Here is a 19,844-nt window from a genome sequence, read left to right as displayed (position 1 = left end):
GAAATATAATGGGCTTATATTGATTGATATGCACGGAGAAAGTATTGTTTGGTCTTTGTATGGGATATAAGGCGTGTATAAGGGCATATGAGGCTTTATATGTGGGTGGGAATATAAATGGTCTATCTCTGTATTTGATGGGCGAGAATCTGTTTTAAGGCACAAAAAAAGCACTAGTCAGATGACTAATGCTTTTTTAAGTTATTTACTTAGAAACAACTTGCTTACCCTTGTATGAACCGTCAGCGGCCACGTGGTGGTTACGTACGTAAACACCGTTTTCGTTCTTGTGAAGTACAGGTGTCTTAAGTCCACCTTGACCTCCACGACGCATACGCTTCTTCATCTTTGAAGTCTTACGTGCAGGAACTGCCATAGATCTATCCTCCTTATCACACCGCCGTGTTATAAGAAAGGCAGTGTTTAATAATCGATTATTTTTTCAACTCTTCTAATTTACTTGATAAGTCTATTTTTGTCAAGTTTTGGAGCAAGTAAATCGTTAAAATAAAATGAAAGGGTTTACAATTGGTGTAATTGGGGTCATAATGCCAGTGTAAACACATATGGAGTGGAGGAAAGAATGATGAAGACAGGGAAGCAATTTAAGCATGTTTTGGTAGCGGTGAACGATTCTAAGTTGGGACAAATGGCATTAGTGAACGCAATTCATCAAGCGTTAGAAGATGAAGCAAAGCTATCTATTGTCTCTGTGTTTGAACGGGATGATATGAGTGTCTTTGATGCGATGTCTAAAGAGAAGACCCATGCAGCGTATGCGGATGTGGAACGTGCATTGGCACGTTATAAAGAGATTGCAGAAGAAGCGGGCGTAAAAGATGTTCAAATGATTCTAGCTGAGGGAGAGCCAGGACCAGTGATCGTAAAAAATATTATTCCACAATATGACGTTGATTTTGTCATTATTGGGTCACATTCTAATATTGGCCGCGCGCCATACTTTGGGTCACAATCAAGCTATGTGGCCAACAATGCACCAATTTCTGTGATGATTGTTCGCTAAACTGTATCAGGTGTTTCGGGGATGCTTTATAGTTTTAGGCTGACAATAGATATGTAATCGTGTAACATTAAAGGCATTGATGAATCATGTTTAGGGGGAAATCATGGAATTACTAAGTGAGTATATTGATGCTTATCTATCTACACTGAAATATTTAGATGAGGTTATTTCAGAACCAGCCGATGAGTATGGTTTGTCTTTTGAACAATACCTAATTATGCATGGTATTTCAGAAAAAGATGGTATTACACTAACGGATATCGTGGAAGATCGTCATGTGACACGAGCCGCTGTGTCACGTCAGATTAAAATGCTCTTGAAGAAGGGGTATGTCTACCAAGAGGCAGATAAAAATGATCGTCGACGTATGCTATTACATCTAACCGACTTAGGGATCGAAATCGAACAAATTGTGACAGAACGTGTGACAAACCGTTTCGATGGTTGGGTAGAAGTATTTGGTGAAGAAAAGGCACAAGCCATTTTGGACTTTATTCGTCATTTTGATGAGAAGGTTGTTTCAAAGACGCGTGGTCGTGCACGTCAACTTGATGGGGACTACTAGTTCCGCGTGAATCACTTGCGTATCATATGTGCTTTATAGTATGATGATTAAGTTGATTTTTGGGTATTGGCCAAGCGGTAAGGCGACGGCTTCTGGTGCCGTTATTCACTGGTTCGAATCCAGTATACCCAGTCATGGAGACATCACATTTATGTGGTGTCTTTTTTGTTACAGTTGAACGTTTTTGTAGGGCGTTGTAGCGTACTTAATCTGGTTATGGATACGTTATAATAAAAGACTGATAAGGGTCAGCAATGCATATGTTAGCTGGATGAGGATATATAAGAAAGAGGATATGATGAGAAGTCAAAGGGTTGTGGCAACGCAGAAAGATTTACCGCAATTGAAGCGTTTATATCAAGCGGCTTTTCCATATGGTGAACCATTTGGTTTTCTGTTGATGATGGCCAAACGACGTGACATTCAAATGCATGCCTTTTATGATGGGGATGCCTTTGTGGGGCTGATTTATTTGATTTTTGATCATGATAAGGTGTATGTGCTTTACTTAGCTGTTAATCCACAATTACGTAGTCAGGGGCTTGGGAGCCAAGTCTTGCAATGGTTATCAGAGACGTTCCCAACGCGTAAAGTGTTTTTGGATTTAGAGGTGTTGGATGACCAAGCAGAAAATGCGACGCAACGTGCACGTCGACGCGATTTTTATTTAAAAAATAATTTTCAATCAGCGAATTTGTTTTTTGAAGAAGAAGGTATTGATTATGAAGTGCTGACAACTGGTGAAAGCATTACAGCGGATGAGTATCAGACCACAATGGACGTCTTTACACAGGGAACCTTCACGGTAAACTTTATCCCAAAGCCTCAAGAATAGGTGTATGATAGAGACCTAAAATAATTTGAGGATGGTATGTATGATGAGTCAAGGAACAGTACGTGTTTATGTTGCAGGTGGTTGGTTTTCAGATGTGCAATCAGAACAATTAAACCGTGTGGCAGAAGCGATTAAAGCTAATCCAACAGTTGCGTATGGATTCGAACCCCAAGCGCACCAAGGAAGCGAAACGTACGGAACAGAACGTTGGGCAGACCTAACGTTCAGTAGTGACGTACAAGCCATGAATAATGCAGATGTGATTGTGGCATCTTTGAACGAAAGTGATTTGGATTCAGGGACTGTCTGGGAATTGGGTTACATGACTGCGGCACAAAAGCCAGCGGTTATTGTCTATGACGGAACATCATTGAACTTGATGCCAGCTCGTGGTGCTGGTCTATATGTTAACTTGAATGAAGATAAGGGCCTAACTTCTGAACACTTTGGTTTGGAAGAATTGGCAACACTTGACTTCAATGCTTTGCCTACTAACAAGTGGCTAGGTGGTATGTTATAAAAATAAGAAAGCAAGCTGTCTGGGGATGGCTTGCTTTTTTAATGCGTTCATTTATAGGGGTGCCTGATGGTATGCCGATATACAAAAAAGGATCAAGGCTCTTAGTGTAGAGTCTTGATCCTTTTTGTTGTGACAGAATCACGTGATTAGTGGCCTTCTGCCGCGGCGATACCTTCATTTAAACCATCCAGGTCTAATGTATGGTTTTTAAAGCTGGCGTTATCAATGGGTAAATGTAATTGGAAATCAGCAAACTCTTCTAATGTTCCAGTTAAGTTATCCCCTGTTAACGCTAAGAGATGTCCACCAAATGTATGGTCGTCGCTTAGGAAATGCAAATGCCAGCCAGCCGCAACGGCACCTTGATATAACTCTGGTGAGTAATATCCAATAATAGTACCAGTGATATTCTCAGCAGTGAATGTCGGTTGGTTTTCAGCAACTGTTGCTAAGCTGGGGTAAGGTGCTTCTGACTTAGGTGCAATACGCACAAGTACGTGACTAAAGTCACCATGTAGACGTAATGCAGCGAAGTTGTTGTGGAAATGGTGGCTATCAGCTAACGATGCTAAGCCTGCAAAGTCAGTGTGAGGCAATGTAATTGCTTCGCTTTCACCGGCGAAATGAACCGTCGCAAATGGCAAACTAGTGTCGTTAAGGGCTGTGATGTGATTGACAGTACCGTTAGACTCAGCTTGATACATTTGACCATCTAGGATGATGACTTCGCCGTCGACGCCATCTAACGTTCCGATACCAGTATCTCCATGTGTTAGTAATTCATCGGCTGTGGTTGTACCCGCGAATTGACGGGCCATCAAAGCACCAAGCGTACTGTGTTGATATAGAGTTGTCATGTATTTACCTCCAAAAAAAGCCACCCGAAGGCGGCTAAGTGAATGGGTTAGCCTTCTTGTGCAACAAGTTGTGCTAATTCGTGGTTGTGTGAGTAGTCAACGGGGATGTCGATAACAACGGGTCCTTCTGTTGCGAATGCTTCATCCAAGACAGCGTCTAGTTGATCAGGTGTTTCAACACGTAATCCCTTAGCACCCATTGATTCGGCAAACTTAACGATGTCGATTGGGGCCAATTGGATTCCGGCTGACTTTCCGTCATACTTCTTTTCTTCTTGGAACTTAACCATGTCGTAACGGTGATTGTCATTCCAAACCAAACTAACTGTGTTCAACTTCATTTCAACAGCAGTGGCCAATTCTTGACCTGAGAAGAAGAATCCACCGTCACCAGAAACAGAAATTGCCTTAGCATTTGGACGAACCATCGCCGCAACCATCGCCCATGGTAATCCAACACCAAGTGTTTGCATACCATTTGAAATCAAGAAGTGACGTGGGACGAATGACTTGAAGTGACGTGCCATCCAGATGTAGTGTGATCCAATGTCAGAAGCCACAGTCATATCATCTGTAACACGTTCTTGTAGCGCCTTAACGATGCTCAATGGGTGGTTTAGATGTGCTTCAGCAGGTGTGTATGTTTCGTTATCAGAATCGTGCAATTGTTGCTTTGTCTTAGCCAAAGTTGCCTTAGCTTCATCACCCAAGACGTAACCAGCAATAACTGACTTCAATGAATCTAATGTATCAGCGATTGTTCCAACAAGTTGACGTTCAGGTACGTAGTGGTTATCGATTTGTGCAAAGGCAGTATCGATTGTCACGATCTTTAGATCGTTGTTAGCATTCCAGTTACGTGGTTCGTATTCGATGGCATCGTAACCAACTGTAATAACCAAGTCAGATTCAGCCAACAATTGGTCACCTGGTTGGTTGTGGAACAAACCAATACGACCAAAGAATGTTGAAGGTTCTAGTTCACGTGAGATAACTCCAGCCCCTTGGAATGTTTCTACAACGGGTAGGTTTGTTTGTTCTAGCAAGCTACGCAATGAAGCAACTGTGTCATCATCTGAACCACGTTGTCCAACAAGGATAACTGGCAACTTAGCAGCCTTTACTTGTTCTGCTAACCAAGCGATATCGTTGGTGTGGGCAGCACCCATCTTAGGTGCGTTAAATACTTGTAATGGCTTAGCTGTAATCACAGCATCATCAACGTCTTGTGGAATTGATACGAAAGCCGCTCCGGGCTTTGGTCCAGTTGCAGCAACAAAGGCGTTAGCCAAGATTTCTGAAATGTTTTCAGGGTCTTGAACTTCAACAGAGTAGTTTGTCACAGGCTTGAAAATCGCAACTGAGTCAGTGCTTTGGTGTGTCAAGCGGTACAAGTCCTTACGAGGTACTTGTCCACCGATGGCCAAAACAGGATCTCCTTCAGCGGTAGCTGTCATCAAACCAGTCACAAGGTTACCAACTCCTGGTCCAGAAGTCGCAATCATTGCACCCGGCTTACGTGTAATACGTGCAAAACCTTGGGCCATGAAAGCCGCGTTTTGTTCATGACGAACAACGACTAGTTCAGGTGAAACAGTTCCTTCTTCTGGGTGTTCCAATCGTTCGAATAGGCGGTCAATCTTGGCTCCTGGAATTCCAAAAACCAAATCAACACCGTGGTTGTTAAGACTGTCGACGATTAGGTCAGCACCGTATTGTTGTGAATCAGACATGTGTAAATACTCCTTTGTTTCTTTAACTAACTAATATAGCGAATAAACACATTGTACACCTAAACGCCACAAAATGAAGTATTATTTTTAAAAAATAATAAATAAATGAGTTTATTTAACATATTTAAAAAGACGAAAGTGCGTATTTGAAGAATTATAAATTGTGACAGGCGATAGTTTGTTAGAATAGTAGATGTAAGTAGTTACTATAAATAAGGAGGTGGTTGAATGGATATGGAAATGATTGAAGCACAACCTGAAGGTGGATTTAAAAGGGTGGTGACACCTATACCACTTTTGGGTGAGCATGATGTCTTAGTGCAAGTTAAGGCAACTGGCTTGAATCCAATTGATGGGAAGCAACGTACCGTTATTGAGAAACCTAAGGTTTTGGGATTTGATGCAGTCGGGATTGTTGCGCAAGTAGGCGCATCAGTACAAGCCTTTCAACCTGGGGATCGTGTTTTTTATAGTGGAGACATTGCACGACCGGGAAGTTTAGCAAATTATCAACTTGTTCGTGAAGAGATTATGGCGCTAGCGCCACAAAATCTAACAGACGTTGAAGCAGCGACGATTCCGTTAACCTTTTTAACAGCCTATGAATTGTTGGTTGATAAATTCGGATTAGTCGCACGTGAAGGTGCGGCTACTGGGCAGACACTATTTATTGTTAATGGCGCTGGTGCAGTTGGTCGTGTCATGACACAACTCGCAAAATGGATGGGGATGCAAGTCATTGCAACTGCATCTACAGTGGAAAGTCAGAATATGGTTCGTGCGAATGGTGCGGATTATGTTGTGAATCATTATGAAGACTACTTACAAGAACTAAAAGAAAATGGTTGGACAGATATTCCGTATATCGCACTATTACATGAACCAAATCGACATTTTGCCAAGGTTGCGGAATTAATCGCACCTTTTGGTCATATTGGGATGATTGTTGCGCCTGATGGGCCTGTGGATATTGGCTTAGTAAAAAATAAGTCTGTTTCATTAGATTGGGAATTTATGTTTGTCAAAGCATCGAATGAACTATTAATGGAGACACAAGGTGCTGCATTGGCGCTAGCTGCTGAATTAAGTGGTGCTGATATTATTACGCCATATGTTGGAGACGTGTTTGCTATTTCTGATATTAATAGTATTGAAGAGGTTTTTATTTATATGGACAATAGTGAGACGTATGGCAAGGCTGTAATTCGTCGGGTCGATTAGTTTTAAGCGAACTTTATGAGTTATTTGGACGGTTAAAGTTGTTTGGTCAAAAAAGGTTTAACGTTTTTGGATTTCTTGTGTAACGTTTATGTTACAGTACGATTAAAAATATTTCTTAAAAACTTGCACTCTAACAATTAGAGTGCTAATATAGATATATGGAATTGGATATAAAATAAATTCCAGTAAGATTTACTTTAAACAAACAAGTACAATACTAAAAATGAATATGGAGGGTGTTATTATGGCACAAGACAATTTTGGATTTTCAGATTTTGACGATATTTTTCGGATGATGAATGATGACATTGCACGTCAACAACGAATGTCTCGTCAACAACCTCAACCACAAATGCGACAACAACAAATGCGAAGCCAACAACAGGTTCCGCAACAAGAACAAGGACTATTAGATCAATATGGAATCAACATGACTGAGGAGGCTCGTCGAGGTAATTTTGATCCCGTGATTGGTCGTGATGATGAAATTCAACGAACGATTGAAATTTTGAATCGTCGTAGCAAGAACAATCCCGTATTAATCGGTGAACCTGGGGTCGGTAAGACGGCTGTGGTTGAAGGTTTGGCACAAGCGATTGTGAATGCGAAAGTACCAGCTAAATTACAAGATAAAGAAGTGATTCGTTTGGACGTTGTGTCACTTGTTCAAGGAACTGGTGTACGTGGAGAATTTGAAGAGCGTATGCAAAAGTTAATGGACGAAGTTTCACAACGAAAGGATGTTATTCTATTCATTGATGAAATCCATGAAATTATGGGTGCTGGTGGCACAGGTGAAGGTTCAATGGATGCTGGTAATATTTTGAAGCCAGCATTAGCACGTGGTGATTTCCAACTATTGGGAGCCACAACATTGAACGAATACCGTCAAATTGAAAAGGACGGTGCGATTGCACGTCGTTTCCAACCAGTTATGGTGGATGAACCAACAACCGAAGAAGCCAATTTGATTTTGAAGGGCTTGGCACCTCGTTATGCGGAATACCATAAGGTAACTTATTCTGATGGTGCCTTGGAAGCTGCTGTTGATCTATCAAATCGTTACATTACAGATCGTTACTTGCCAGACAAGGCGATTGACTTGATGGACGAAGCCGGATCTGTAAAGAACCTATCTGTGAAGATTGGTGACCCAAAGGAAATCGAAAAGAAGATTCAAGAAGCAGATAATAAGAAGATGGAAGCCGCCAATGAGGAAGACTTTGAAAAGGCTACTTATTGGAAGGACCAGGTTAACCAATTAACACTTCAATTAGAATCAATTAAGAGCCAAAAGCCACAAAATGAAGCTGCAACAACTGTCACAAAGCGTGATATTGAAAAGGTTGTGGAACAAAAGACTGGTATTCCAGTTGGTGAATTAGCAGAATCAGAACAAACACAACTTAAGAATTTGGATAAGGACTTAGCCGCACATGTTATTGGGCAAGATGAAGCGACTGAACGTGTAGCACGTGCTATCCGTCGTAACCGTGTCGGATTTAATAAGTCTGGTCGTCCAATTGGAAGTTTCTTGTTTGCTGGACCAACTGGGGTTGGAAAGACTGAAACAGCAAAGCAACTAGCCAAGGAATTATTTGGAACTGATGAAAATATGATTCGTTTTGACATGTCTGAGTACATGGAGAAGCATTCCGTTTCTAAGTTGATTGGTGCGCCAGCAGGATACGTTGGTTATGAAGAGGCTGGACAATTGACGGAAGCAGTTCGTCGTCATCCTTACTCACTTGTCCTATTGGATGAGGTTGAAAAGGCACATCCAGATGTTATGAATATGTTCCTACAAATTTTGGACGACGGTCGTTTAACAGACGCCCAAGGGCATGTTGTTTCCTTTAAGGACACGATTATCATCATGACATCAAATGCAGGACAAGCTGGTTTTGATCCAGAAGATGAAGATCAACCAGATTTGATGACACGTTTGGCACCATACTTTAAGCCAGAATTCTTAAACCGTTTTGATGCAATTGTTGAATTCAGTCCATTGAGTAAAGATAACCTACTACACATCGTGGACTTGATGTTGAATGATATGAACCATGCGATTGCGTTGAAGGGATTGCACATTGATATCACAGACCAAACAAAGCGTAAGCTAGTTGACCTAGGTTATGATCCTGCAATGGGAGCACGTCCACTACGTCGTGTTATCCAAGATCAATTAGAAGATCAAATTGCCGACTTCTATCTAGACAATCCAAATGTTAAGGATTTACGTGCTGAAGTACGTGATGACGAAATTGTGATTGTTGCAGAAACAGATCCTAACAAGGAAAAAGCTGATGAGAAGTTAATGAAACATGATAAGAAGGAAGCTGAGAAAGATGCAGAATTAGCAGATATTGCAAAAGAAGCGCATGATTTAGCTGAATAATATAGAAGAACTGTCAGGTAACTGGCAGTTTTTTTATTGTTCTTGTGAAATATAAAGTTACAGCGAAACATTCTAATAGGAAGAAAAAATAATGCAAATCATATGAATAATAGCTGTAAACCTTGTTGTGTAGCCGTTTTCAGGCTTTCTTAAAGAAATCGTCTTTGATTTTTGAGACATTCCTGTAACATAAGCGTAAATAAACGTACATGCTTATGGTATCTTCTTGAAAAACGCATTGCATATACTAAGTCTTGTAATTTAAGTTAGAAATTAAAACAAATAAAAAAAAGCAAAAATCTATTGGAGAAATTAATCTTATGAATACTACTGTTAAGAACATGTTGTTAGCCACCGCTGGAGCCGCCGTTTTGATGGCTGGGTCAACTGCTTTGGGATCAGCTGACACAACTAAGATCACAATCATGTCAGGTGACACTTTGTCACAACTTGCTATCGATTACGATGCAACAGTTGAAGACTTGGTTTCTTCAAACAACATCAAGGATGCTAACAAGATCTGGGCCGGAGACAAGTTGGTTGTTACTGGTAAGGCTGTTAAGGACTTGAAGTTGACTGCAGAACAAAAGGAAGTTGTTGCTGAAGTTAAGGAAGAAGTTGAAGTAAAGCAAGCTGAACAAGCTGCTGTTGAAGCTCCAGCTGCTGCCCCAGCACAAGTTGAAGCTCCAGTTCAAACTGAAGTGTCAACATCTGCAAAGACTAACAAGTCACAAAACACTGATTTTGCAAAGAAGTACGATGCACCGCAAAATTACTCAGCTGTTAATACTTACCCACAAGGGCAATGTACTTATTTTGCAAAGGCCGCAGCTCCATGGGTTGGTAACAACTGGGGAAATGCTGCTGACTGGGCAGCTTCAGCCGCTGCAGCAGGTCGTACAGTTAGCTCAACACCTACAGTAGGTGCAGTTGCTGTATTCGCACCAGGACAACAAGGTGCTGGTGGCTTGGGACACGTTGCGGTTGTAACTAGTGTTAGCCCTGATGGAACATCATTTGGTCTAATCGAAGGTAACTATGCAGGTAACCGTGATTCAGCACAAACTGCAGGTGTTGTCTTCATCCGTTAATCTTAAGTTTATAAATAAAATGAAGGGTTCCGTCTTGTACGGACCCTTCTTTTTTTAGAATTTTTAAGGAGTAAGGTATGCCATTTAGTATTGAACCAGGTGTTGCAATTCATATGGATGATTTTGGGAATGTTGATAGTCGAATTATGTTTACTGAACCGCAAGGGGATCGTAATTTACAAATTTTGTCTACACAGATTCAACCAGGTGGGAATGCAGCGTATATTGAACAAGAGCTAATGCACTTGATTATTGCACGCAGTAACCGTGATTTATTAGAAGTGATGTCGGAAGTCGTTGGACGTCCGTACAAAATGCAAGGAAATCGTCCAGAAACAGGTTTTGACGTCGCTGGATTGATTCAATATATCTACAATCAATCAATGGGACGTGGTTTTCCAACGGATTTAGAAGGTCAATTAAAAGAAGTAACGTTGATTGAAATTCAAGATATCATGCCTAAGGACGTTTTGTATTGGAAGTCTGGCGATTTGGTGATTAATGCAGGAGTTTACGTAGGGGGATCACGCTATCTAACAGTTGATTTATTGGCAGGTGAAGTAACTGTCAAGGAACTAGCGGATACTTGGCAACCTGATTTTGTCGGAACAATTATGCCACGAGGTAAATAATATGACATTTACGTATGAACCAGGCTTGATTACTTATGTGATTGATGGTGAGGTTATGGCTAAAATCGTCTTTCCAGCCAATGAAGATGGCACTGTTTGGGATATTACGCATACAGTAGTCCACAGTTCACTCCGTGGACAAGGGATTGCGAATGCACTTTTAGAAGAAGTGGTACAGTTAGCAATTGAAGCAGATGTAAAGTTAAAGCCAACATGTGTATTTGCGGAAAAGATTTTTGCCCGGACACCTGCGTACCAAGCGCTACAAGTGACTGAATAAATTAAAAAAGGAAACGTTCGGGGATAAACCGAGCGTTTTTTTCCTGTTATAATAGTAGTAATAATAAAGTTTTTATGAAGCGGAGTAATAAGATGACAAGAAAATTTGCGATTGTAGAAAAGTATCAAGATGCAGGACTGAACTTACCAGTACGTGCTACACAACAAGCCGCTGGTTATGATTTTGAAGCTGCGGAAGACTTCGTCGTGCCATCAATTTGGAAGCGACCATTGATGCATGCTATGAAGTTAGTGCGTCAAAACCGTACATTGATTGATACTGAAGCGAATGAAGCCCAAACAGCGTTAAAGCCAGTATTGATTCCAACAGGAATTAAGGCTTACATGCCTGAAAATGAATTTTTGATGATTGCAAACCGTTCATCAAACCCATTGAAGCGTCGCTTGCTTGTGCCGAATGGTATTGGTGTGATTGATGCCGACTACGTGGATAACCCAAAGAACGAAGGTGAAATTTTTATTCAAATGACTAACTTCGGTATCTTAGACGTTAAGGTTAAGAAGGGTGAACGTATTGCGCAAGGAATCTTCATGCCATTCTTGGTAACTGATGATGATATGAACGATAAGAAGACTGAACGTGTCGGTGGATTCGGTAGTTCTGGCCAAGCCTAAAAAAGTGAGGGGAACATGGCAAAAGTAAAAACACAATTTGCGTGTTCTAACTGTGGTGCGATTTCACAACGCTATATGGGACGTTGTCCCAGTTGTGGCGCATGGGGAACACTTGTTGAAGAAGTCCAACAACCTGAAAAAGCAGACCGTAAGTCACGTGTTAACCTAGCTGGTGAAGTGGCGAAGTTTGAAAAGTTGGATGACATTAATATAGAAGAAACTTTGCGTGTGACCTCAAATTCAAATGAATTTGACCGCGTATTAGGGGGTGGCATCGTTCCAGGATCACTTGTCTTAATTGGTGGTGATCCCGGAATTGGAAAATCTACACTACTCTTACAAGTTTCTGGTTCATTAGCTAATTCAGGCCAAAAAGTGCTGTATGTTTCTGGTGAAGAAAGTGCATCACAAATCAAGTTGCGAGCTGAACGTCTTGGCGTGCAAGGCGATGCGGATTTCTACTTATATCCGGAAACAGATATGAGCCAAATTCGAAAAGCGATTGATGAATTGAAGCCTGACTTAGTTGTGATTGATTCAATTCAAACGATGCAAGAACCGGATGTGCAATCAAGTGTTGGGTCAGTTGCACAAATTCGTGAAACGACCGCCGAACTCTTACAAATTGCGAAAACCAATGGCGTTACAATCTTCATTGTCGGCCATGTTACTAAGGAAGGTAACATTGCAGGACCAAAGATTTTGGAACACATGGTGGACACCGTTTTGTATTTTGAAGGTGATAATCAACGTAGCTTCCGATTGTTGCGTGCGGTTAAGAATCGTTTTGGATCAACCAATGAATTGGGTGTTTTTGAAATGGAACATGAAGGACTAGCTGAAGTAGCGAATCCTTCTCAAATGTTCTTAGAAGAACGGCTAGAAGATGCGAGTGGGTCGGCCGTTGTTGTTGCGTTAGAAGGGACACGACCAGTGCTAGTTGAACTACAAGCCTTGGTAACGCCTACTGTCTTTGGTAATGCGCAGCGTACCTCAGCTGGAATTGATCGTAATCGTGTGTCCGTTTTGATGGCTGTCTTAGAGAAACGCGCCAATCTATTACTGCAAAATCAAGATGCCTATGTGCGAGCTGCTGGTGGTGTTCGCTTAGATGAACCTGCGATTGACCTTGCGATTGCAATGGCAATTGCATCTAGTTATCGCGATAAAGGAACACGACCGGGTGATGCTTTTGTGGGTGAAATTGGTCTAACAGGTGAAATCAGGCGTGTTCCACGTTTGCATGATCGTATTGCGGAAGCGCAAACGCTTGGCTTCAAGCGAGTGTTCGTACCGTACTCAGGTTTGGACGCTAAAAACAAGGTCGAAGGCATTGAAATCATTGGGGTTAAAACATTATCTGATGCGTTACGCTTAGGACTTGATGGATAACTTGAAACCAACGTCTGACACATGTATATTTAAAGGTACAGATTTATTTAAAGAGAGGGTCAATCATGACTGAACAAACAGAAAAGAAGATTCGTGTCCGTTACGCACCATCACCAACTGGACATCTACACATTGGTAACGCTCGTACAGCCCTATTTAACTGGCTATTTGCGCGTCATCACAAGGGTGAATTTATCATCCGTATTGAAGACACTGACCAAACTCGTAACATTGCGGACGGTGAACGTTCACAATTGGATAACTTGGCATGGTTGGGCTTGGACTGGGACGAATCACCAGCAAATCCAGGTGAATACGGACCATACCGTCAATCAGAACGTCTATCAATCTACCAACCATTGGTACAAGACTTGCTAGAACGTGGATTGGCCTACAAGTCATACAAGTCTTCAGAAGAATTGGAAGCGGAACGTGAAGCGCAAATTGAAGCCAAGGAAGCGCCTCACTACGTTTACGAATACGAAGGAATGTCTGAAGAAGAAATTGCAGCAAAGCAAGCCGAAGCTGAAGCAGCAGGATTGCCATATGTTGTCCGTTTCCGTGTACCTGAAAAGGTTTACGCTTGGGATGATATGGTTAAGGGAAACGTTGAAATCAACGCCAACACTGTTGGTGGTGACTGGGTTATCCAAAAGGCAGATGGTATGCCAACATACAACTTTGCGGTTGTTGTGGATGACCACATGATGGAAATCTCACACGTACTACGTGGAGACGACCACGTGTCAAACACACCTAAGCAATTGATGATTTATGAAGCCTTTGACTGGGAAGCACCAATCTTTGGTCACATGACTTTGATCATTAACGCTGATACTGGTAAGAAGTTGTCAAAGCGTGATGAAACAATCTTGCAATTTATCGAACAATACCGCGAATTGGGTTACCTACCAGAAGCAATGTTGAACTTCATTGTGCTATTGGGATGGTCACCAGTTGGTGAAAAGGAAATCTTCACTAAGCCACAATTGGTTAAGTTGTTTGATGAAGCACGTCTATCAAAGTCACCAGCTAAGTTTGATAACAAGAAGTTGGAATGGATTAACAACCAATGGATTAAGACAGCTGATCAAAACATGGTCTTTGATAAGATGATGCAACAATTGGTTAAGTCTGAATTGGTAGATCCAAAGGAATTGACTGCGGAATCAATGCAATGGTTGCGTTCAGTAATGAACGTGTACATGGATGGTGTGTCATACACATCACAAATTGTGCCATTGATTGAACCAGTCTTCTTCAAGATGCCAAGCGCACTTGAAATTACTGAATCTGAAAAGGAATGGATGGCTGCGGAAGAAGTGCCAATGCTATTGCAAACATTCGTGGACAAGCTAGAAGCAATGCCATTGTTTACAGCCCACGCTATTATGGGTGCCATTCGTGAAATCCAAAATGAAACAGGTATCCGTGCCCGTGCATTGTGGAACCCACTACGTATTGCATCAACACGTCAAGAACAAGGACCTAACCTAGGTGAACTACTTGAACTATTGGGACGTGAACAAACATTGAAGAACGTTCGTGACTTCATGTAATTAAATAAAAAAGCCCATGCAGAAATGTATGGGCTTTTTTAATTGACTGAAATATGTCTATCTTAAAGAATTTTTTGCCGTTTATCTGACTCGTGCGTTTGTCGATCAGTATCAAAGGTTCATTGATGATGCACATGGATTGTTTTGAGCAGGGGTGTTTGGCATGAATAGACACAGGCCGGAGTAACTGAAGGCGATTGTATAGGCAAGTGACAGGTATTATTTGAAAGAGAATAGGGTCAAAAGAGGAGGCTTATCATACTCGAAATGATTGCTTTGATGTATGATTTTGCCATAAAGCCTATAAAAAATAAGCGCATGAAATACATATTTCATAAAAATTAAACGCATGTTAAATTTATGAAAGTGTCCCTACAAAATAAATTGTGGTAGAATAAATATTATCTATACTAAACCCAAGTCGGGGATTTAAGAAGGAAGTGGAAAATGGCTAATCCATTACGAAAGATTATTGAAAGCGATCGTGGAACACTGCGTCGTTTGGGAAAAACAGCAGACCGAGTAGAATCATACGCAGATCAAATGGCAACATTATCAGATGAAGAGTTGCAAGCAAAGACACCTTACTTTAAGGAATTGCTTGCTGATGGGAAGACTTTGGATGATATCTTACCAGAAGCATTTGCAGTCGTACGTGAAGCAGCACGTCGTGTATTGGGACTTTACCCATTCCGCGTACAAATTATGGGATCAACCGTGCTTCACGGTGGAAACATCGCTGAAATGCGTACCGGTGAAGGTAAGACTTTGACAGCCACTATGGCTGTTTATCTAAACGCCTTGTCTGAAGAAGGTGTCCACGTTGTTACAGTTAACGAATACTTGTCACGTCGTGACGGGGAAGAAATGGGAGAACTGTACAAGTGGCTTGGGTTGACTGTGGGAATTAACACATCAGAAATGTCAGCTTATGAAAAGCGTGCGGCTTACGCATCAGACATTACGTACTCAACAAACTCAGAAATTGGATTTGACTACTTGCGTGATAACATGGTTTCACGTAAGGAAGACCGTGTACAACGTCCATTGAACTTTGCTTTGGTCGACGAAACTGACTCAATCTTGATTGACGAAGCGCGTACACCATTGATTATTTCTGGTGCACCTTCACAAGTTAACATGCAATTGTACGTACGTGCAGACCGCTTTGTTAAGACATTAGTTGAAGAAACAGATTACATCGTGGATCAAGAATCTAAGTCTGTTTTGATGACTGAAGAAGGTATCAAGCGTGGGGAAGAATACTTCTCACTTGAAAACTTGTACGACCAAGACAATACTGCACTAACACACCACATTGACCAAGCATTGCGTGCTAACTTTACGATGGCAAACAACAAGGACTATGTTGTGCGTGAAGGTGAAGTTGTCCTTGTTGATGCGTTCTCAGGACGTATTCAAGAAGGTCGTCGTTTCTCAGACGGATTGCACCAAGCTTTGGAAGCTAAAGAAAAGGTTGATATTCAAGAAGACAACCGTTCAATGGCCTCAATCACATACCAAAACTTGTTCCGTCGTTACAAGAAGTTGTCAGGTATGACTGGTACAGCGCAAACTGAAGCGGAAGAATTCCGTGAAATTTACAACATGGAAGTTATTACAATCCCAACTAACGTACCAGTTGCGCGTATTGACGAACCAGATTTGTTGTACCCTTCATTGGAACAAAAATTTAACGCGGTGGTTGAATTAGTTGAACGTTTGCATGCAACAGGACAACCAATCTTGATTGGTACTGTTGCGGTTGAAAGTTCAGAATTATTGTCACGCATGTTGGACCAACGTGGTATCGCGCACAATGTTTTGAACGCGAAGAACCACGCTCGTGAAGCGGAAATCATTGCCAACGCTGGTCAAAAGGGTGCGGTGACAATCGCAACCAACATGGCTGGTCGTGGTACCGATATTAAGCTTGGCCCTGGGGTTACTGACCTTGGTGGATTGGCTGTTATCGGAACTGAACGTCACGAATCACGTCGTATTGACAACCAATTGCGTGGACGTGCCGGTCGTCAAGGTGACGCTGGATACTCACAATTCTTCTTGTCACTACAAGATGACTTGATGATTCGTTTCGGTGGAGAACGTATCAAGAACATGATGGATTCTTTGAATCTTGAAGACGATGATGCTGTTATCCGTAACGGTTTGATCACACGTTCAGTTGAATCAGCCCAAAAGCGTGTTGAAGGTAACAACTACGACTCACGTAAGAACGTCCTACAATACGACGACGTGATGTCACAACAACGTACAACATTCTACAATGACCGTAATAAGGTGATTGATGCAGAAGGTAGCCTTGAAAATGTTATCTTGCCAATGATCGAACGTACAATTGACCGTGTTGTTGATAACAACACAATTGGTCAAGAAAGCGAATGGGATTTGGTTGCATTGACTGAATTTGCGAAGAGTGTTTTGGTCGCAGAAGACAGTATCAATGTGGCTGACTTGCGTAACAAGTCAGTGCAAGAAATCAAGGATGAATTGTACAAGCGTTCAAAGGAAAACTACCTTTCTAAGCGTGAATTGCTTGATGATGATGACCAATTGCTACAATTTACACAAGTTGTGATTCTACGTGTCGTTGATAACTACTGGACTGAACACATGGAAAACATGAATCAATTACGTGATTCTATCCAACTACGTGGATACGGACAATTGAATCCTTTGATTGAATACCAAAACGAAGGATTCCGTATGTTTGAAGAAATGATTGCGCAAATCGAATACGATGCAACACGTTTGGTGTTGAAGTCAGAGATTCGCCAAAACATTCGTAACTAATTTAAGTTAAAATAAAAAGCACTGTTGCGCGCAACAGTGCTTTTTTACTGCCTTTGTGTTGAATTGACAAGGATAAAAAAGTCGCCTATGATTAGAATTATATAGCTAGGCGTAAGCCGATGAAATGTGAGGTTGTCAGTATGGAAATTGCCGAAGCGCGCAATCAATTACTAGAAATTACAACAGATGTTGAAAATTTTGGGAAGACATTAGATTTGGATGCATTAAATGATGCTATCGCTGCCAATGAAAATGAAATGAGCTTTCCTGATTTCTGGAACAATCATGAAACTGCCCAAGCAGTGATTGATGATAATAATAGTTTAAAAGAACGTCGTGATAATTACTTGAAGTTGACGGAAGGAGTTGATGAAGTTTCAACTGCTTTAGAGCTATTGAGTGAATTACCTGATGATGATATGCAAGCTGAGATGGAAGAGGCCTTAGCGCAATTACAAAGTGACCTAGATGCTTATCGTTTAAGCCAACTTTTGAATGAACCTTACGATAAAAGTAATGCAATCGTGGAAATTCATCCTGGGTCTGGTGGAACAGAATCTGCGGATTGGGGTGCTAACTTACAACGTATGTATACGCGTTGGGCAGAACGTCATGGTTTTAAAGTTGAATTAATGGATTACCATGCTGGTGACGTCGCTGGTATTGATTCTGCCACGATTAAGATTATTGGGCACAATGCATATGGATATCTACGTTCAGAGCGTGGAGTGCACCGTTTTGTGCGTATTTCACCCTTTGACTCAGCGGGACGTCGTCATACATCGTTTGTCTCAATTGATGTGATGCCAGAATTGGATGATTCTGTTGAAGTTGATATTAACCCTGCAGACGTTAAGATGGACGTTTACCGTGCTTCTGGAGCCGGTGGACAACACATTAACAAGACATCATCCGCTGTGCGTTTGACACACATTCCAACGGGAATTGTGGTTGCATCACAACAACAACGTTCTCAATTCCAAAACAAGGATACGGCTTACAACATGTTGCGTGCTAAGTTGTATCAACGTGAGATGGATAAGAAGGCTGCTGAGCGTGCACAAATTGCCGGTGACCAAATGGAAAATGGATGGGGTTCACAAATCCGATCATATGTTTTCCAACCATACCGTATGGTAAAAGATCATCGTAATAACTTTGAATTTGGTAATCCACAAGCTGTTATGGATGGGGAATTAGACCCATTTATTGATGCTTACTTACGTTGGAAATTAGCAACTGAAAATCCAGAATAAAGATATAAATAAAAGAGGTAGGAACTTGAAAACAAGTTCCTACCTCTTTTTTACATCTTTACATCATGACATAGAGTAGACCAGCCATCATCCCAAATAAGATAATTGCAATCATACCGATACAAATTGCGCGAACCCAAAATGGGTAACGTGCATTTTCTAAACTATTTTCATCTGTCTGTGTTTGCTTGTTTTCAACCATCCCAAAATCCCCATGTTTTCCCTTTTACAAAGAGCATATCGGTTTTAGATGGAAAAAGCAAATTCAAAGAAAAACGCTTTATTTTTCTTACAAACACTGTATAATATATCAAGTAAGTTATTTACTAACTTCGGATGTCTCCTTAGCTCAGTTGGTAGAGCAAGGGACTTTTAATCCTTGGGTCCAGGGTTCGAGCCCCTGAGGAGACATACTTAAAGCAGCTAGCTTAGGCTAGCTGCTTTTTTGTTTATTTATGTTATGTTCAGTTTTATTGATAAAGAAAACCCCCGTTAATGCAGTAGCATTAGCGGGGGTATTTTTAATAGCTATTTGCTATACGTAGAAATTTTTTGACGCGTTTTTTTGCAGGTGTGAAGAATTCAACGATGGCTAGGTAATCATCGACAATATCAACTAATAAACTTTCACGATATTTTGGAAAGGCCGCCGTTGCGCCCCACATGTGTTTGATAATAATATCTTTTTCCATCGGTGAAAGGGTTGTTAATTTTTCGGCGTTACGTAACGCAATACGGGGATGAACATAGGCATGTGTACCTGATTCAAACTTTGTATCACGCCAGTCATAGTAGAATAAATCATGCAAAATACCGGCGCGGGCAACTGCAGTGGCGTTTAAATCTAAACGCTTTGCAATGCGATAACTACGATAAGACACACTGATTGAATGCGTCAAACGGTCTGAGTGGTGATGTTGAACATAATCACTCAGTTGTTGGACAGCTGGTTTTTCAAGCAATTCATCGACGATTTCACGATAAGCTTGATCGTTTTGCCAATTTTGCATAAAACACCTCCATACAATCAGT

At 41.2% G+C, this 19,844-nt stretch carries 19 protein-coding genes and 2 tRNA genes; 16 read left to right on the top strand and 5 right to left on the bottom strand.

What is annotated here, in order from left to right:
- Positions 1-205 precede the first annotated feature (205 nt).
- Positions 206-376 carry a 50S ribosomal protein L32 gene (rpmF, locus tag WS08_RS05470; RefSeq protein ID WP_009496206.1) on the bottom strand — a complete coding sequence of 57 codons (171 nt, stop codon included), beginning with the start codon at positions 374-376 and terminating at the stop codon, positions 206-208.
- 207 nt (positions 377-583) lie between these two features.
- Between rpmF and WS08_RS05465 the strand changes: the two genes are divergently transcribed.
- The 5 genes from WS08_RS05465 to WS08_RS05445 all read left to right on the top strand — a co-directional run bounded on the left by WS08_RS05465 (position 584) and on the right by WS08_RS05445 (position 2,944).
- On the top strand, positions 584-1,024 hold the full coding sequence (locus WS08_RS05465; protein ID WP_241761918.1) for a universal stress protein: 441 nt from the start codon (positions 584-586) through the stop codon (positions 1,022-1,024).
- Between the two features lie 103 nt (positions 1,025-1,127).
- On the top strand, positions 1,128-1,589 hold the full coding sequence (locus WS08_RS05460; protein ID WP_009496204.1) for a MarR family winged helix-turn-helix transcriptional regulator: 462 nt from the start codon (positions 1,128-1,130) through the stop codon (positions 1,587-1,589).
- 60 nt (positions 1,590-1,649) lie between these two features.
- Positions 1,650-1,721, top strand: a tRNA-Gln gene (locus WS08_RS05455).
- 163 nt (positions 1,722-1,884) lie between these two features.
- Positions 1,885-2,424: a GNAT family N-acetyltransferase gene (locus WS08_RS05450; protein WP_158500890.1), complete on the top strand. Its 540-nt coding sequence runs from the start codon at positions 1,885-1,887 to the stop codon at positions 2,422-2,424.
- 40 nt (positions 2,425-2,464) lie between these two features.
- On the top strand, positions 2,465-2,944 hold the full coding sequence (locus WS08_RS05445; protein ID WP_009496202.1) for a nucleoside 2-deoxyribosyltransferase: 480 nt from the start codon (positions 2,465-2,467) through the stop codon (positions 2,942-2,944).
- Between the two features lie 146 nt (positions 2,945-3,090).
- Here the strand turns inward: WS08_RS05445 and budA are convergent, their stop codons facing one another.
- The gene (budA, locus tag WS08_RS05440; RefSeq protein WP_009496201.1) at positions 3,091-3,801 is read right to left on the bottom strand and encodes an acetolactate decarboxylase; all 711 of its coding nucleotides are present in this window, start codon (positions 3,799-3,801) and stop codon (positions 3,091-3,093) included.
- A 47-nt stretch (positions 3,802-3,848) separates the two neighbouring features.
- Positions 3,849-5,534 (bottom strand): acetolactate synthase AlsS, encoded by a 1,686-nt coding sequence (gene alsS, locus WS08_RS05435; protein ID WP_009496200.1) that lies wholly within the window; start codon positions 5,532-5,534, stop codon positions 3,849-3,851.
- A gap of 228 nt (positions 5,535-5,762) precedes the next feature.
- On the opposite strand from alsS, the gene WS08_RS05430 reads away from it, so the two are divergent.
- The 10 genes from WS08_RS05430 (at position 5,763) to prfB (ending at position 18,812) form a co-directional block, all read left to right on the top strand.
- Complete coding sequence (locus tag WS08_RS05430; protein WP_009496199.1) at positions 5,763-6,755, top strand: alcohol dehydrogenase catalytic domain-containing protein; 993 nt, start codon at positions 5,763-5,765, stop codon at positions 6,753-6,755.
- Between the two features lie 244 nt (positions 6,756-6,999).
- A complete protein-coding gene (locus tag WS08_RS05425) occupies positions 7,000-9,153 on the top strand; it encodes an ATP-dependent Clp protease ATP-binding subunit (RefSeq protein WP_009496198.1) in 2,154 nt (717 codons plus the stop codon).
- A 320-nt stretch (positions 9,154-9,473) separates the two neighbouring features.
- Positions 9,474-10,244, top strand: a complete 771-nt coding sequence (locus WS08_RS07005) for a COG3942 and LysM peptidoglycan-binding domain-containing protein (protein ID WP_051747850.1) — start codon at positions 9,474-9,476, stop codon at positions 10,242-10,244.
- A 77-nt stretch (positions 10,245-10,321) separates the two neighbouring features.
- The gene (locus tag WS08_RS05415; RefSeq protein ID WP_009496196.1) at positions 10,322-10,876 is read left to right on the top strand and encodes an NlpC/P60 family protein; all 555 of its coding nucleotides are present in this window, start codon (positions 10,322-10,324) and stop codon (positions 10,874-10,876) included.
- A gap of 1 nt (position 10,877) precedes the next feature.
- Entirely contained in the window at positions 10,878-11,156 is a 279-nt protein-coding gene (locus tag WS08_RS05410) for a GNAT family N-acetyltransferase (protein ID WP_009496195.1), read from the top strand.
- A gap of 92 nt (positions 11,157-11,248) precedes the next feature.
- Positions 11,249-11,791 carry a dCTP deaminase/dUTPase family protein gene (locus WS08_RS05405; RefSeq protein WP_009496194.1) on the top strand — a complete coding sequence of 181 codons (543 nt, stop codon included), beginning with the start codon at positions 11,249-11,251 and terminating at the stop codon, positions 11,789-11,791.
- Between the two features lie 15 nt (positions 11,792-11,806).
- A complete protein-coding gene (gene radA, locus WS08_RS05400; protein WP_009496193.1) occupies positions 11,807-13,183 on the top strand; it encodes a DNA repair protein RadA in 1,377 nt (458 codons plus the stop codon).
- Between the two features lie 65 nt (positions 13,184-13,248).
- The gene (gene gltX, locus WS08_RS05395; RefSeq protein ID WP_009496192.1) at positions 13,249-14,742 is read left to right on the top strand and encodes a glutamate--tRNA ligase; all 1,494 of its coding nucleotides are present in this window, start codon (positions 13,249-13,251) and stop codon (positions 14,740-14,742) included.
- A gap of 447 nt (positions 14,743-15,189) precedes the next feature.
- Complete coding sequence (gene secA, locus WS08_RS05390; RefSeq protein ID WP_009496191.1) at positions 15,190-17,556, top strand: preprotein translocase subunit SecA; 2,367 nt, start codon at positions 15,190-15,192, stop codon at positions 17,554-17,556.
- Between the two features lie 140 nt (positions 17,557-17,696).
- Positions 17,697-18,812 carry a peptide chain release factor 2 gene (gene prfB / locus WS08_RS05385; RefSeq protein WP_038528538.1) on the top strand — a complete coding sequence of 372 codons (1,116 nt, stop codon included), beginning with the start codon at positions 17,697-17,699 and terminating at the stop codon, positions 18,810-18,812.
- Positions 18,813-18,870: 58 nt separating this feature from the next.
- On the opposite strand, the gene WS08_RS06935 is transcribed toward prfB, so the two are convergent.
- Positions 18,871-19,014, bottom strand: coding sequence for a hypothetical protein (locus WS08_RS06935; protein WP_157788565.1), 144 nt, complete (start codon positions 19,012-19,014; stop codon positions 18,871-18,873).
- Between the two features lie 136 nt (positions 19,015-19,150).
- Here WS08_RS06935 and WS08_RS05380 point away from each other — a divergent pair.
- Positions 19,151-19,223: transfer RNA gene (locus WS08_RS05380), tRNA-Lys, on the top strand.
- Between the two features lie 110 nt (positions 19,224-19,333).
- On the opposite strand, the gene WS08_RS05375 is transcribed toward WS08_RS05380, so the two are convergent.
- Complete coding sequence (locus WS08_RS05375) at positions 19,334-19,822, bottom strand: HD domain-containing protein (protein WP_009496189.1); 489 nt, start codon at positions 19,820-19,822, stop codon at positions 19,334-19,336.
- Between the last annotated feature and the right edge of the window lie 22 nt (positions 19,823-19,844).

Source organism: Weissella tructae, assembly GCF_000732905.1.
Classification (GTDB): Bacteria; Bacillota; Bacilli; order Lactobacillales; family Lactobacillaceae; genus Weissella; species Weissella tructae.
The sequence above is the reverse complement of the archived record's forward strand: the minus strand, read 5'-3'. Positions and strand labels throughout refer to the sequence as shown.